Annotated in this window: 9 protein-coding genes; 5 read left to right on the top strand and 4 right to left on the bottom strand. The window is 50.2% G+C overall.

The annotated features are described in order from the left end of the window. Nucleotides 1–321: 321 nt before the first annotated feature. The 4 genes from LZD49_RS35470 to LZD49_RS03190 form a co-directional block, all read right to left on the bottom strand. Nucleotides 322–444: a hypothetical protein gene (locus LZD49_RS35470; RefSeq protein WP_255720912.1), complete on the bottom strand. Its 123-nt coding sequence runs from the start codon at nucleotides 442–444 to the stop codon at nucleotides 322–324. A gap of 138 nt (nucleotides 445–582) precedes the next feature. Then, nucleotides 583–2,130, bottom strand: a complete 1,548-nt coding sequence (locus LZD49_RS03180) for a SusD/RagB family nutrient-binding outer membrane lipoprotein (protein WP_234665868.1) — start codon at nucleotides 2,128–2,130, stop codon at nucleotides 583–585. A 23-nt stretch (nucleotides 2,131–2,153) separates the two neighbouring features. Further along, the gene (locus tag LZD49_RS03185; protein ID WP_234665869.1) at nucleotides 2,154–5,333 is read right to left on the bottom strand and encodes a SusC/RagA family TonB-linked outer membrane protein; all 3,180 of its coding nucleotides are present in this window, start codon (nucleotides 5,331–5,333) and stop codon (nucleotides 2,154–2,156) included. A 455-nt stretch (nucleotides 5,334–5,788) separates the two neighbouring features. Next, the gene (locus LZD49_RS03190) at nucleotides 5,789–6,607 is read right to left on the bottom strand and encodes a DoxX family protein (RefSeq protein ID WP_234665870.1); all 819 of its coding nucleotides are present in this window, start codon (nucleotides 6,605–6,607) and stop codon (nucleotides 5,789–5,791) included. Between the two features lie 115 nt (nucleotides 6,608–6,722). Between LZD49_RS03190 and LZD49_RS03195 the strand changes: the two genes are divergently transcribed. From LZD49_RS03195 to LZD49_RS03215, 5 genes are all read left to right on the top strand, one after another. After that, complete coding sequence (locus LZD49_RS03195) at nucleotides 6,723–8,030, top strand: hypothetical protein (protein WP_234665871.1); 1,308 nt, start codon at nucleotides 6,723–6,725, stop codon at nucleotides 8,028–8,030. Between the two features lie 113 nt (nucleotides 8,031–8,143). Continuing rightward, nucleotides 8,144–8,335 (top strand): hypothetical protein, encoded by a 192-nt coding sequence (locus LZD49_RS03200; RefSeq protein ID WP_234665872.1) that lies wholly within the window; start codon nucleotides 8,144–8,146, stop codon nucleotides 8,333–8,335. 49 nt (nucleotides 8,336–8,384) lie between these two features. Then, nucleotides 8,385–11,720: a SusC/RagA family TonB-linked outer membrane protein gene (locus LZD49_RS03205; RefSeq protein ID WP_234665873.1), complete on the top strand. Its 3,336-nt coding sequence runs from the start codon at nucleotides 8,385–8,387 to the stop codon at nucleotides 11,718–11,720. A gap of 32 nt (nucleotides 11,721–11,752) precedes the next feature. Beyond that, nucleotides 11,753–13,465: a SusD/RagB family nutrient-binding outer membrane lipoprotein gene (locus tag LZD49_RS03210; RefSeq protein ID WP_234665874.1), complete on the top strand. Its 1,713-nt coding sequence runs from the start codon at nucleotides 11,753–11,755 to the stop codon at nucleotides 13,463–13,465. Between the two features lie 227 nt (nucleotides 13,466–13,692). After that, a complete protein-coding gene (locus LZD49_RS03215; protein ID WP_234665875.1) occupies nucleotides 13,693–14,595 on the top strand; it encodes a histone deacetylase in 903 nt (300 codons plus the stop codon). Nucleotides 14,596–14,641 lie beyond the last annotated feature (46 nt).

A 14,641-nucleotide genomic window follows, 5' to 3' on the forward strand; every position in this document is an offset into this window, starting at 1 on the left:
GAGTTTCTTGAAAGAGGCTTTTCCTCGATTGGTGATTCAAAACTAGCCGCTGTGACGTTGCAGGAAACCGGAATTAACCCGAAATGGACGAATGGGCAGGCGGTCTGGACATTTCCTAAGCTGTATCCGACTGTGCAGGATATTGATGTTCTGGATATTTAGCTGTTACGGGACCTACGGCGAAAGCTGGAACCCGGTTGCGCAGATCGAGAAAGTGGTACTGTGTGCTGAACGGAACGGGATACGGTGCGCTTGGCCTGGCAAGCGAAAGCCCGTGGTAGAGGAGCAGCGGAAGGCTAATACAGGCCCGTCAGCAACGCGTCATTCCTGGAATTCAAGTAATGCTTTCAAAGCCTTGAAACAACCGTAGGCCAGATAAATGGGCACCAGCACAGGCAGGAAAACCGCTACTTTCAAAATGTGGTCGTTCGTGAAATTCCTCATAAAACATGGACAATAGTATTACTTCTACGATTAAATAAAAGTTGTGCCACAAATATAGGGAACAAAACGAAATGGCCACAAAAAAATGAACGGCCGCCCGGTTTGAATGAGCAGCCGTTCATTTTCTTATAAATATGATTATTTATTCCACCAAATCGGCGTCGTAATGTCGTCGTTACCCTGGGCTTTTACGGCGTTCTGGTAGTTGGCCAGGTTCACACTTTGCTCTTTCGGAGGATAATATAGCCGCTGCGGTACCCCTTCACCGAAGAGCGGCTGGAACTTATAGTCGGTTGTCTTGCCATCCACGGTGCGGCTCCAAACGACGTCACCCGGTTTTACCAGGAACGTCGGGTAACCAGTGCGCCTAATTTCGGCCCATGCCTCGTCGCCCTGGGTGTAAAGGGCAAGGTATTTTTGATTCAAAACGTTGGCTTTGTCGGCCTTGGGAAGCGCGGCGAGGTAGGTTGTGATATCAGCCTGTGCAACGCCCCATTTTTGAAGCGACGCGGTTACACCATTGATATACTCCTGCTGATCCCAGTTTTTGTATTCAGAGATCAGGAACGCCACTTCGGCGTATTCCTGCAACACTTCTCCATAATTAGCTGCATTTACAACCGTGCCGGGAAGGCTCACGTCTGTGGCGGTGAGCAAGCCGGCAGCAGCTACGGGCAATCCGTATGGCTGGCCTACATAATTACCTGCGGCATTTTTAGTGGCGTAAATGGGCAACCTGGGATCTTGTACTTTTACCGTGCCCAGCTCACCTTTCAGCACATTGATGATCACGTGTGAAACGGCAAAGTCCTTGCGGTTGGCAGTAACGGTAGCGCGGTAAAGCGGCGCTTCGTTAGGTGCCAGGGATTGGTATTTGAAAACCGCATTATCCGCATTCGAAGTAAAAACACCTTTGGCTAATGCATCGTCGAAATGCGTTTTGGATTCGGCTGGAAGCTGCTTGCCGATACGGGTTGCCACGCGGAGACGGAGCGAGTTGGCAAATTTTGCCCACAGTTCGTTTTTACCTTTGTAAATCACATCATAATTACCAAAAGTAGTAGCGCTCTTGTATTTGATCAGTGTGTCGCCTGCGGCTTTCAGCTCATTCAAAATGTCCACATAGATCTTCTGCTGGCTGGCGTAAGCAGGGCTCAGGTTCTCAGGTTCTTGCTGCAATGCCTGAAATTCGGGGTCCTGATTGCCGTACGATTGGTAAGGTACATTTCCGAAAAGATCGGTCAATCCCTGAAATGTGTAAGCTTTCAGAATGCGGGCAATGGCGATCTGGTTTGCGTTACTACCTGCCGTTCCGGCAGCGGCCACGTTCTTTGTCGCCGGATCGCTGTTCAGCTTGATGATCTCGTTCAGGTTGTTCAGCGCTTTGTAGGCATTGCTCCAATACGTATCTGAATAAGAGCGGGGAATGTCGTACCGTGACTGGTCGCTATAAATATTCTGGCTATAATACTGTGCAAAAAGCTGCGATCCGCGCAAAGAGCTGTTCTCGTTGCGGATATTGTCGAGCACCTGCTTTTCGGCATTGAGCAGAATGGTGGTTGTCGTCGCGTTTTCGGGACGGTTCGGATCTTTGTTGATATCCTCGAAATGGCTGTCGGAGCAGGAAAAAAGCAGCGCGCCAAGGCCGAGGGTCAGAATGCTTTTATGATATGTGGACTTTTGCATGATCTTCAATATTAATGTCTTGATTAAAACTTCACATTCACATTCAGGCCGTAAGTAGCCGGTACCGGAATGCTACCGCCTTCCACGCCCTGGATATTGCCGCCGCTGTTGGTGAACTCGGGGTCGATGTACTTGCTCTCGGTGTAAATGTTGGCCAGGTTACGTCCGTACACGCCGAAATAGATCTGTTTCACGGTTTTACCAGGCAAAGGAAGATTATAACCGAATGTGACTTCGCGCAGTTTCACGAATGTGGCGTCGAAAATCGTATGCGGGGTTGGTCCGCTGTATTCGCCCCGTGCCCAGGTTTGCGCGGTAATGCGGGTGTCGTTGGGTGTGACGTTGCTTACCTGATAAGTGCCGTCGGCATTGTAGGTTACCGTCCCTTTCACGCCGTCGAGCACTACGCCGGTTTCACGGATATTGTTGGCTGCGGTTTTGTCAAGCACACCGGCGTACATCGCTACTTTATAGGTTTGCGAGAAGAATTTGCCGCCTACACGTCCGTCGACAAGGAAGCCGAGGTTGAAGTTCTTATAGGTAAAGTTGTTTTGGAAACCGAAAAGGTATTTAGGCAAAACGCTTCCCAGCGGAGTAAGCTGCTGTGCGCGCTCGTAAGTACCATCCGCTTTGATCACCTTCTGGCCGTCGGCGGTGTACACGAAGTCATTGCCCAGGATCTGACCGTAAGGCTGTCCTTCGCGTGCCACGAGTGTCACCAGGCTGTTGGCGAGCTGGAAAGTATTTACACCTGGTGCCAGCTGGATTACCTTGTTGCGATTTCTCGACCAGTTCAGGCTAGAATTCCATTCAAAGCCATTGGAACGGATCGGCGTGCCCGTCAGGGTAATCTCGATACCTTTATTATTGATCTTACCCGCATTGATCACCTTTGAATCATAACCAAATGCCGACGACACCGGAATGTTGATGATCTGGTTACGGCTCACATTATCATAATAGGTAATGTCAAGACCAACACGGTTTTTTAATGCCTGAATGTTTAGACCCGCTTCCCACGAGCTGGTAATCTCCGGTTTCAGCGACTGGTTGTTCAACTGCGCCGGAAGCCTGTAAGAAGGCAGTCCGTCAAATGATTGCGTCGCTTCATAGGCGCGCTGTAACTGGTACGGATCGGTATCGTTACCCACTTGCGCCCAGCCGAGGCGTACTTTGGCGAAATCGAGCCATTTGATGTCTTTCACGCCATTCAACTCGGTCAGTATCAAACTGGTGGTAAGCGAAGGATAGGCAAATGAATTCCGGTTCAATGGCAGGGTAGAAGACCAGTCGTTACGCAGCGTTCCGTCGAGGAACAGCAGGCTTTTCCAGCCAAGTGAGAAGCTACCAAAAATAGAGCTGATCTGCTTACGGTAAGCATTCGAATTAACAAGTACCGAGCTGGCGTTTTTTAAATTGTAATATTCGGGAATGATCAACCCGCCTTGTGTGAGGGCATCGCTGATGCGGCGGCGCTGACTCATGATGTTACCACCGGCATTCACATTCAATGAGATATCACCCCAGCTTTTGGTCGCCGATGCCAGCAATTCGTAGTTAAACTCGCTGAAATTGTTGTTATACTCCTGGTATTGCGACTGCGTCCGCGAATACACGGCAATGCGGTCCTGGTATTGGTACTGGTACACATCCGCATTCACTTTTCCGCTCAGTTTCAACCAGCTGTTCACATCGTAAACCACACCCACATTGCCGTAGAAACGGTCGCGGTTCTCTTCAAGGTAGCTCTGGTTAGCCGACCAGTAGGGGTTGTCGATAAACTTCGCTGCTTCACCCGCTGGCGTATCCTGATAGCCGCTGCGGTTCCAGAGGATCTGGCTGCCGTCGGCGCGTTTGTAGTTTTTCAGTTTTTCATAATCCACCTGCACCTGTCCCCATTGAAATGCTTCGAGGATAATGTTCCGGTTGGTAGCGCCCGTCCATGGCCGACCGGTCGACTGGTTTTTGATGTAATTAAAGTTGTTATAAAACTTAAACTTACCCGCCTGCGTAGAACCAGAGAAGTTGATCGAATTGCGTTTCAGCGAGGAGTTGGGTATGGTACCTTTTACGTTCTTGTTGGTGAATGAAATGCGGTAGGTCGAGTTCGCATTACCGCCGCTCACAGCGAGGCTGTTGGTGTTCGATACGCCCGTTTCGAAGAATGTATGCACATCGTTTTTGGGATAAAGCCATGGCTGCGGTTTCAAATACTCCGCTGTGTTTTCCGGATCGAGGTTATACCAATGCAATACAGGCGTGCCGTCCAGTTTTGGTCCCCAGCTTTCGTCCACGGCATATTCCGCGATATTGTAGTCGGTGCCGCCGATGTTGGCTTTCTGGAAAGTGGTCGAAAAGCCACCGCCATACAATTTCTGGCGTTTTGGCAGGCGAACGATGTTTTCAAATTCGATGCCGGTGTTCAGCGTGATGTTCACTTTGCTGTTTTCTTTGCCTTTTTTGGTGGTGATCAGAATCACACCGTTCGCTGCGCGCGTGCCGTAAAGTGCCGCCGCGGAGGGTCCTTTGAGGACCGAAATGTTCTCGATATCGTCGGGGTTCAGGTCCTGGATCATATTACCGACGTCCTTACCGCCACTGCCCGCGCTTGTAGCGGCGCTGTTGAGGTCGGCATTATCGATGGGTGTGCCGTCGATCACGTATAAAGGCTGGTTGTTACCCGAAATAGAGTTGATACCCCGGAGCAACACGCGCGACGAACCGCCCATGTTACCACCGGATGTTACCACCTGCAAGCCGGCTACTTTTCCGGACAATGCGCTTAATGCATTCGTAGGCCGGGTTTGCAGCGCTTCCCCTTTTACTTCCTGTACCGCATATCCCAGCGCGCGTTTCTCACGCGAAATACCCAAGGCGGTCACGACCACCTCGTTGAGGATCTTCGCATCCTGTTTCAGGGCCACGGCGATCCTGTCGCTATTGCCGACAGTCACTTCCTGGGTAATATAACCGATAAATGAGAATACAAGAACGGTAGGTTCTGCATTGACGTCGAGGCTGAATGCGCCGTTGGCATCGGTGAGCGTGCCTGATGAAGAACCTTTAATAGTAACGGAAGCTCCGGGGAGTCCGCTGGCGTCGTTGGCGTCGGTGACAGTGCCGGTAATGGTCCGTTGCTGCGCATATGCCAGCCCGGTCGCAAGTAAAGTCACCAGAATGAGGTAGATAAATTTTGCTTTCATGGATTGTACTTTGGTGAGGATTTCGTTGATCTGTTGTCTTGGAATTTTCTCCTGTTTTGGCTAGACGGTATTAAAAATTATTTTTTGTAAACCGGATTATTGAAAATTTAATTCCGTTAAAACCGCATAAATGAACTTATTGTAAAGATTGTATTAATAAATATTTTGTAAATGTATTAAAAATAAATTAAAATGATTAATATCTATCGGCTTGATAGATTAAAAAATCAGATACTGTAAATTGTATTGTACCAAGTTATGGTGTAGTCGAACTGAAAGAGAAGGAGTTGGTCGGAATGGGTGTCCGGGCGGATTTGCGCGATCTGCTCCACTATATTTCGCGTATGCCGTAGTGAGTTGGCGAAGTACCGTGTGAATATATGCCTTACAGTACCTGTGCAGAATAGCCCCATCCGGTTTGTCCGGCGGGGCCTTCTTTGTTTTACAGGCACTAATTACTGCCTTATTCCAAACATCTCGTGAAGGTCTTTTTTTAGTGATGGTAGTGAAATCATCAGCGCTGTCCCGCAGAAAGCAAGAGCATCGAAAACACTGGATATTTCATTGCTTCTCGATCCGAACGGATCGGCGATCGCCCTTGGAATATGCAATAATAGGATCCATAGCGCGAGAGTGATGCTGAATAAGAGAGCTATTACGCCGCGCCGGATATTCATCGTAATGGCAAATCCTGCACCGATCAGCACAACGCCGGTGAAGTACATCCAGAAAACCCGGTCGGGTAAATAGGCCGGTACGATGTCCGACAACCGTTCGGCATACAAAAAATGATCAATACCGAAGCTGGTCATGGTAATCGAAAAAAGCATGGGGCCGAATGGGATAATTCTTGTCAATTTCCTCGTAAAATCGGGCTGTGCAATGTGTTTCTCCTGAGGGAATGTCCCGGCTATCACCAACGCGCCCCCTGCCAGTGCCAGGTCTTTCAGCGCATTCGTCCATACCGCGAGATGCAAGTTGTAGGGCTCTGCGAAAATCTGGAAGGGGACGTGTACTAAAAATAAAAGAAGCAGGAAACTGTATCCCAACACCAAGGCGATTTCCCTCACTTTTTTGCCGGCAATAATGCCCAGTCCCGCCAAAATTAGTCCTGCGCCGGTAACGTAAGCCCAGAAGGGCAGGAACGGTAGCTTCGACTGCCAGGCCGGTACCTGAACAGCGCGAAAATCTCCATAGAGGAACTGCTGCACGCCATAGACGATCATGGCTACTCCATAAAATACATGACCGGTTTTCACGGAAATCTTCATCATTCTTTTGTGGTTAGTTTTAGAATGAAGGTAGATTCGGGAAAGCCGATCTTTGTTATCAAAAGCCGGTCAAAATCTGGCAAAAGTTAGTCAAACACTGATTCCCGATCTGAGCGCCATGAATGAACAGGAAATCGTAAAGGCTTGCCTCACCGAAATTTTCAGAAGGAATGGTTATGAGCATCCCGACCGTCTGACGCAACGGGATTTTGAGCATATCAGCCAGGAAATCGAACGTGTGACGGGTATCCTCGTGAGCAGTTCAACCATTAAAAGGCTGTTGGCAGGGCAGTTCAGCCGTCTCCCGCAAATCGCCACGCTGGACGCTATTTCGCGCTATCTGGAATTTAAAAACTGGCAGGGCTATAAAGCCGCTTTTGTCTCGGTGTCGGAAAATGAAACGAACGGGGACCTGACGCGTAAGGCGACTGCACTACAACCCTCACCGACGGGACAATACCGAAAATGGATCCTGCTTGGCTGTGCTGCTACGCTGGTGATTGCCGTAGTTGCTTTTGTACAGTTGTCACGGCGGCCGGGCAAGTTTGAGAAGGCTACATTCACTGTCAAAAAAACGACGGCCAATGATATTCCGAATACTGTGGTGTTCAATTATAATATCGATGATGTTACCGCCGACAGCTTTTTTATCCAGCAATCCTGGGATAAAAGCCGCCGTGTGCAGGTTTTCAAAAACACTTACACGCTCACCGATATCTATTATGAACCGGGTTATCACATTGCCAAACTGATCGCCAATGATTCGGTCATCAGGGCAATTGACGTGAGCATTCCCACCGATCGCTGGTTCTTTTTTGCAAAAGATCAGCCGACGAGCAAGCCCGAATATATCCGACCGAAAGCCGGTAAGTCACAGGATAACATCCAACTGACTGTGCAGGACCTCACCGCCAGCCATATTGACATCACCAAAGAAAAGGAATACGCCTACAACTTCTTTCCGAGTAAGACGGAAGTCAACAGCGATGATTTTACGTTGAAGACGACCGTCAGCATGAAGGAGGTTAGAAGTAATTCCTGCCCTTATATTTCCCTGGAAATCTTCACCCAGCGATATCCATTGTTTCTGAAACTCACATCCAGGGGCTGTGTCAATGAAGCCTCGATGCAGTTGGGCGAGCGGTTCATCAGTGGCCAAACGGCCGATTTAGGTTTTTTGGGTTGTGATGTCCTCAAAAATACCGAGTTGGAAGTACGGGTAAGGAAACGCGAGGTCACGATTTACATTAACAGCCAGCTGGCCTACTCCGGATCTTACCAGACCGGCTCACGCCTTATCACCGGTCTAGGTTTTATGTCGAATGGTCTGATTAAGTTTGACCAGATTGAGCTGAGGGGTGCCGACGGCACGATTGTCTATGATGGCGGGATCCACTCAAAAGCTCCAAGCCCCGTTTCCCTCTGAATTGGCGTATTTTTCGCTAGTGGTAACATTTATTTAATACAAAAGATCAGCCTTCGGATAGCCCTTTCCAGAGGTGGTAAAGTATCCTGTACGTATCGTGGCAGTCACACAGCATGTCGGTTCCAAGGGCTAAAATATTGATTGAAAAGCTGATCAGCAACCGTCTGTCGACGGAGGAATTGGCTGAATTGCTGGCAGGCACACACGATGAGGCCGTACAGCAAGCCTATTCGGACGAGCTGGAAGTTTATTTCAATCAATTGCTGGCTGAGGAGTCGCATAAGCGGAGAAAGCTGGCAGATTGACCGGTACAATGAACTGTATTTATCACCTACTCGCCTAATACTAAATACTATGAAACCAAAAGCTACCCTGAAAATGGCGGCGCGATGTATGCTTGCCGCGCTCTGTCTTTCCGGCCCGGGCCTACCGCTCCTGGCGGCCCGCCCGGACAAAAATCTGTCGAACCCCGTGGCCGACCGTATTAAAGGTAAAGTAACCTCCGCCGTGGACGGCGCAGCAATCCCCGGTGTGAACGTGCTTGTAAAAGGTACGCAAATCGGAACTACTACCGATGCAGAAGGTGCCTTCACGCTCGATGTCGAGTCCAGAAATGCGGTGCTGGTATTCTCTTATATCGGTTTCAATACCGCAGAGGTGGAGATTGGCGGCAAGAGTGTCGTGGATGTGATATTGGCAGAAAACGTAGCTACCTTACAAGAAGCAGTAGTAACGGCCTTGGGTATCAAACGCGAAACGAGGTCACTGGGTTATAATGTAGGTAAAGTGGAAGGCCGCGATGTGGCCAACGTGGCGAATGAAAACGTGCTGACTTCGCTCTCCGGACGTGTGTCGGGGGTTTCGATTAACCAGACGAGCGGTGTTGGTTCGTCGATCAGCATTGTCATCCGTGGTGCGGCTTCTTTGAAAAACAACCAGCCATTGTTTGTAGTGGACGGTGTGCCGCTGGCCAACAGCCTCGCGAACGTGAGCGAAAAGGGGAGTGGCAACAAAGTCGACTATGGTAATGCGATCTCGGACATTAACCCGGATGATATCGAAAGCATGTCGGTATTGAAAGGCCCCAGCGCGGCTGCATTATATGGTTCACGCGCCGGTAATGGTGTTATATTGATCACGACGAAATCGGGTAAGAAAGGCAAAGGCCTCGGCGTATCGTTTTCGACCTCCAATGTGTTCGAAAAACCTTACCGCTACCTCGATTTCCATTACAAATATGCCAATGGCGAACGTCCGTTTCAATTGGACGAATCTTCGGCTTATTGGGGAGGGCTGCCACTGGACGTGGGCAATAAAGCCGAGCAATGGAACTCGCCGCTCGATGCCAATGGCAAACCCATTCCGACCGAGCTGAAATCGTATAAGAATAATATGAAGAACTTCCTGCAAACAGGGATTACTTCTACCAATAACCTGACAGTTTCCGGTTCTACCGACAAGGCCACTTACCGGGTGTCGTATAATAATATGAGTAACCGCGGTTTGATACCGAATTCGGACCTTTTCCGGAACTCGCTAAGCTCGGCATTGACATTCGATATGGCTAAAAATGTTAAACTGAGCACCAATATCAATTTCGTCCGCTCCAACTCAAACAGCCGCCCGCAAACCTCCGAACGTGACGGTAACCCGTTGCAGGCTGTTTATTACTCGTCCAGCTACGATATCAATGACCTGAAAAGCGTTTGGAAGCCTGGTCTGGAAGAGATCGAACAGCTCACAGTGGCACCCGGTGAGACGGATAACCCTTATTTTCTGGCCAAACACCTTACCAACGCCTACGTTCGCGACCGCCTGTACGGAAACCTGAAACTCGACTGGACCATCGCACCGGGATTGACGGCATTCATCCGCTATTCGCATGATATGTACGACGAAGACCGTGAAACGAAGATTCCATGGAGCTACAAAAGCATGGCAAAAGGCGGCTATTACCTCGAAAACGTAGGTCGGAACGAAGGCAATGCCGACTTCCTTGTAGCGAAAAATATCAAGGCGAGCGATTTCGACATCACCATTTCTGCCGGGGGTAATATTATGAAACAGAAGGGTAACAGCTCCAACCTTGGCGGCCGCGACCTTTCTGTACCAGGTCTTTACAACATCTCGAACATCCCCGTTGCCAACCGCGTTGTAGGTAACGGCAGCTACAAAAAGGCGATTTACAGCTTGTATGCATTGGCTTCTGTTGGTTTCAAAAACCAGCTTTACCTCGACCTTACCGCACGTAATGACTGGTCGAGTACATTGCCTGAGGCCAACCGCTCGTATTTCTACCCTTCGGCGTCACTTAGCTGGCTCGCAAGCACGACCTTCAATATGCCTTCCTACATTTCCCTGCTGAAACTCCGCGGAGGCTGGGCGCAAGTGGGTAATGACACCGATCCTTACCAGTTGTATCCCAACCTTGGAACCGGCAACTGGGGCAACCTTGTAACCGCGAACCTCGGCGAAACGCTTTTGAACCCGACCTTGCTTCCCGAAATCGCCACTTCGACCGAAGGAGGTATCGATCTCAATATGTTCAATAACCGCCTGCGTTTTGACCTGACCTATTACGACCGCGCCAATACCAACCAGATTTTCAGTGTGCCCATGGCACCTTCGACAGGGTATGCGAGCAAAAACATCAACGCCGGTAAGCTTGTAAGCCGTGGCTGGGAAATCGGGATCGGTGGTACGCCGATCAGTAATGTTAATGGCTGGACATTGGATGTGAATGCGAATTTCAGCCGGAACCGCGTGACCGTGAAAGAACTGGCACCAAACTTCCCATACTTCGAGCAATGGAGTGAAAACGGGGCAGGCGCTTACACCTACGTTGGCGAGCAGATCGGTAACATTTACAGCCGTGGCTTTGCCACCGTCACCGACAAGGATTCGCCTTACTACCGCTGGCCGATCATCGCTTATGATGGTGAAGGCGGCGATTTGGACTGGCAGTCGCTGGGCGGCCGCGAAAACAACATCAAAGTCGGTAACTACAACCCCGATTTCATGGTGGGCGGTCAGGTCAACCTGTCGTACAAACGCTTCTCACTCGGTTTAAGCCTCGACTGGCGCCAGGGCGGTGAATTTATGTCATTCACCTACCGCTATGGAGAATCCGACTGGAAATCGCAGCGTCAGCTCGATAACCTGATCCCGGGCAGTCTCTACTCACCCGACGAGCTCGCTGCATTGCTAAAATCAGATCCTGAAAAATATATTATCCCTAAAAATGGAAACTTCCCACGGGTAGGAGGGCATACAGCCGCAACCGGTGGCTACGGCACTGATGGCGATGGTGCATTCATACCAGGTGTTTGGGAAGATGAAGAAGGAAATTACCATGAATGGCTCGGTGGTCCCGGCACGAAATACATGCCGATCACCGCTATGTACCCCTGGAGCTTCAACCAACAAGTGACTTTCGATGCATCCTTTGTAAAACTGCGCGAGATCACTTTGACTTACAAAATCCCGATGCTGTTCAACGCGGTACGCAATGCGAGCCTGTCGGTCTATACCCGGAACATCATGCTTTGGAACGCAGCCAAGATCGGTATTGATCCTGAGCGGGCATTTTGGGCCGATCCAAGTAAAGGCGGTTTCCGCCAGGGCATCGAGCGGCAGAATGTAATGCCGTGGACGATCCCATTCGGATTCAAGCTTAATTTCGATTTCTGATCAGGTACAACACTTTGCAAAAAATCAAAACGATGAAAATCTTCAAAAATATTCCCAAAATCGTTTTCCTGCTTGTCGTGCTGGTCGCGTCTTCCTGTAAAGACAACCTCACGGAAATCAACGAAAACCCGAACGGCGTCGACCCCAACAGCGCCAACCCGAACCTCCTGCTGCCGACCGTCATGACGGGCGTTGGCACCCAGTATGTGAAACTTGGCTACGGCCGTATCGCGGGCGTTGTGCAGCATACTCAGGAAGATGCCTGGAAAGATGGGTTCAATGACTATAACTGGTCGGAAGAAGACGATGAATGGAAGGCATGGTACGGCTTCCTCCGTAATAATAACCTGTTGTATAACCGGTCGGTGGAAACGGGCTACACGTTCCATCAGGCTATTGCATTGACGATGAAGGCATTCATTTTCGGTACGATTTCCGACTTGTGGGGTGATATCCCTTATACCAATGCATTGAAGGGGGACCAGGGCGAAATGCTACCGGAGTTCGATAGCCAGGAAGTGGTGTACAAAGGCATTATAGAAGACCTGAAACAGGCTTCGGCACTTTTTGCTACTGCCGATGTCTCGACCTATGGTGCGGGTTATGACGTGTATTACAATGGCGATAAGCTGAAATGGCAGAAGTTTGCCAATTCGTTGTTGCTGCGCTACTACATGCGCGTTTCTTCCAAACTGCCCGATGTTGCCAAAGCAGGTATCGAACAGATCTATACTTCGGGCATTTATATTAAGGACGCCTCAGAAGATGCGGTAATGGACTATATCGGTGCTGCCTCCGGCGACTCGTGGCCGACCGCCGTCGCATTCGACGTGAGCCAGTCGAACTGGCGGAGAAGAAGACCAGCCGCTACATTGCTGAACACGATGGTCGCTAGTAACGACCCGCGTCTCAAAGTATGGTTCCAGCCGGTGCACGTCCGCTGGGTATCCGATGAAACGCTGAAAACAGGTATGGACGAGTTTATCCGTAAAAACGGTGTGATCCAGAACGGTGTGAAATCATTGACCGAGCAGGAACTTCGTGAGGAGATTGCGGCAGGTGCCAAATTCACCCGCCATTTCAACCCGAAGCTCTACAAACCCACCCATGCCGACCTGTTTAACGGTCCGCTCAATACCGGCGAATATGTAGGCATCCCGGCGGGAATGACCGATCCTACTTATTATAATGAGAACCCGACGACTGGCCAGCAGGTGCAGAACCAGCATGCTTCCCAGCTGAGCTACGAATATCAGGGTTCGAAAGGCGGCTTATTGAAAGCCCGCCTGGCGTCGGCTGCCGAAACTTCCTTTATTTTGGCCGAGGCGGCGCAGAAGGGATGGGCAACCGGCGGTGCAGAGGCCAATTATAACAATGGCATCAAACAATCGCTGCAGGCATGGGGTGTCGGAAGCCAGTATGACGCTTATGTGAAAACGGTTGCTTACAAAGGCACATTGGCGCAGATCATCGAACAGAAATGGATTGCAAGCTGGACCTCCGCCACCGAAGCGTGGTTCGACTATCGCCGTACCGGATTACCGGCACTCGTGCCGGGGCTTGCGCCTGCATCGCGTGCGCTGCCATTGCGTTTCATTTACAGCAACAACGAGCTGAATAACAATGGCGTGAGCGTGAAAAGCGCCATTGAGAAGCTGGAAGAGACCAATTTCTCGGGCCCGCGCAAGAAAAACAGCCAGTGGTCGAAGCCATGGCTGGTGCAAGGTACAGGGAAACCCTGGTAGAAGGAACTGCTAAAAGTGGCCTAAACATCTGATCCCTGCTTTTTCGATGTTTGCCCCATAGTTCCGGTAGTTTGCCCCATATTGTCGAATTAATTATGCCAAAGTTCGGGAGTTTGGCTTAATTGCCGGTGACAATGAATAATCCAGCACCCGTTTTTGAAAGCGGCCCTCTTCGGAGGGTCGCTTTCTTTTTTTGCTAATTTGCAGGTTCAGCATTGTTTACCCGCATGTTTCCGATTGCTTATCATCCCATATTCAAATATCCGGTTCATGAGGGACATCGATTCCCGATGGACAAATATGAGCTCCTGCCATTGCAACTCTTGCGGGAAGGCATTGCCGACCCCTCCGACTTTTTTAGCCCGGATCCGATCGACATACCACCGGTATATGCGGTGCACGATCGGGCCTATGCGGACCGGTTTATAGCAGGTTTGCTCAGCTACCGGGAAATGCGTCGCATCGGCTTCGAGCAGACGCCCGGGCTTGTGGAACGGGAACTCAGGATTGCCCGCGGCACCGTCGACGGTGCGCTCAAAGCCCTGGAGACGGGCATTGCATTCAATATCGCCGGTGGTACGCACCATGCATCCCGTGCTGCGGGCGAAGGCTTCTGCATGATCAACGACCAGGCTGTGGCAGCGCAATATCTGGTCGATCACGGAAAGGCTAAGCAGGTGCTGATTGTAGATCTGGATGTGCACCAGGGCAACGGCACCGCGGACATTTTCACCAGCGAACCGCGTGTATTCACTTTTTCAATGCACGCGAAAAACAACTATCCGTTCCGGAAAATGAAAAGCGACCTCGACTTAGAGTTGCCCGACCGCACCGATGACAGCGCCTATCTGGCCATTCTCCGTGATACTCTACCCAAGCTCATCGAACAGGTAAAGCCAGATTTTATGTTTTACCAGGCGGGTGTAGACGTTCTCGCAACCGACAAATTAGGCCGTCTTTCCTGCACCATCGACGGCTGCCGCCAGCGCGATGAAATCGTCTTGCAAACCGCACATCTGCGGGGTGTTCCCGTGCAATGCAGTATGGGAGGCGGCTATTCTCCCCAGCTGAAAACGATTATTGAAGCGCATGCAAATACGTACCGCGTGGCGCGCCGAATTTTTTGCTGAGTTTTAACGAGTAGGTTAAAATACAATTAATATTTATATATAAAAT

The sequence above is a fragment of the Dyadobacter sp. CY261 genome (genome assembly GCF_021440085.1).
Classification (GTDB): Bacteria; Bacteroidota; Bacteroidia; order Cytophagales; family Spirosomataceae; genus Dyadobacter.

Coding starts and splice junctions, on each gene's coding strand:
- LZD49_RS35470 (WP_255720912.1), bottom strand. CDS start 444: ATGAGGAATTTCACGAACGACCACATTTTGAAAGTAGCGGTTTTCCTG.
- LZD49_RS03180 (WP_234665868.1), bottom strand. CDS start 2,130: ATGCAAAAGTCCACATATCATAAAAGCATTCTGACCCTCGGCCTTGGC.
- LZD49_RS03185 (WP_234665869.1), bottom strand. CDS start 5,333: ATGAAAGCAAAATTTATCTACCTCATTCTGGTGACTTTACTTGCGACC.
- LZD49_RS03190 (WP_234665870.1), bottom strand. CDS start 6,607: ATGATGAAGATTTCCGTGAAAACCGGTCATGTATTTTATGGAGTAGCC.
- LZD49_RS03195 (WP_234665871.1), top strand. CDS start 6,723: ATGAATGAACAGGAAATCGTAAAGGCTTGCCTCACCGAAATTTTCAGA.
- LZD49_RS03200 (WP_234665872.1), top strand. CDS start 8,144: ATGTCGGTTCCAAGGGCTAAAATATTGATTGAAAAGCTGATCAGCAAC.
- LZD49_RS03205 (WP_234665873.1), top strand. CDS start 8,385: ATGAAACCAAAAGCTACCCTGAAAATGGCGGCGCGATGTATGCTTGCC.
- LZD49_RS03210 (WP_234665874.1), top strand. CDS start 11,753: ATGAAAATCTTCAAAAATATTCCCAAAATCGTTTTCCTGCTTGTCGTG.
- LZD49_RS03215 (WP_234665875.1), top strand. CDS start 13,693: ATGTTTCCGATTGCTTATCATCCCATATTCAAATATCCGGTTCATGAG.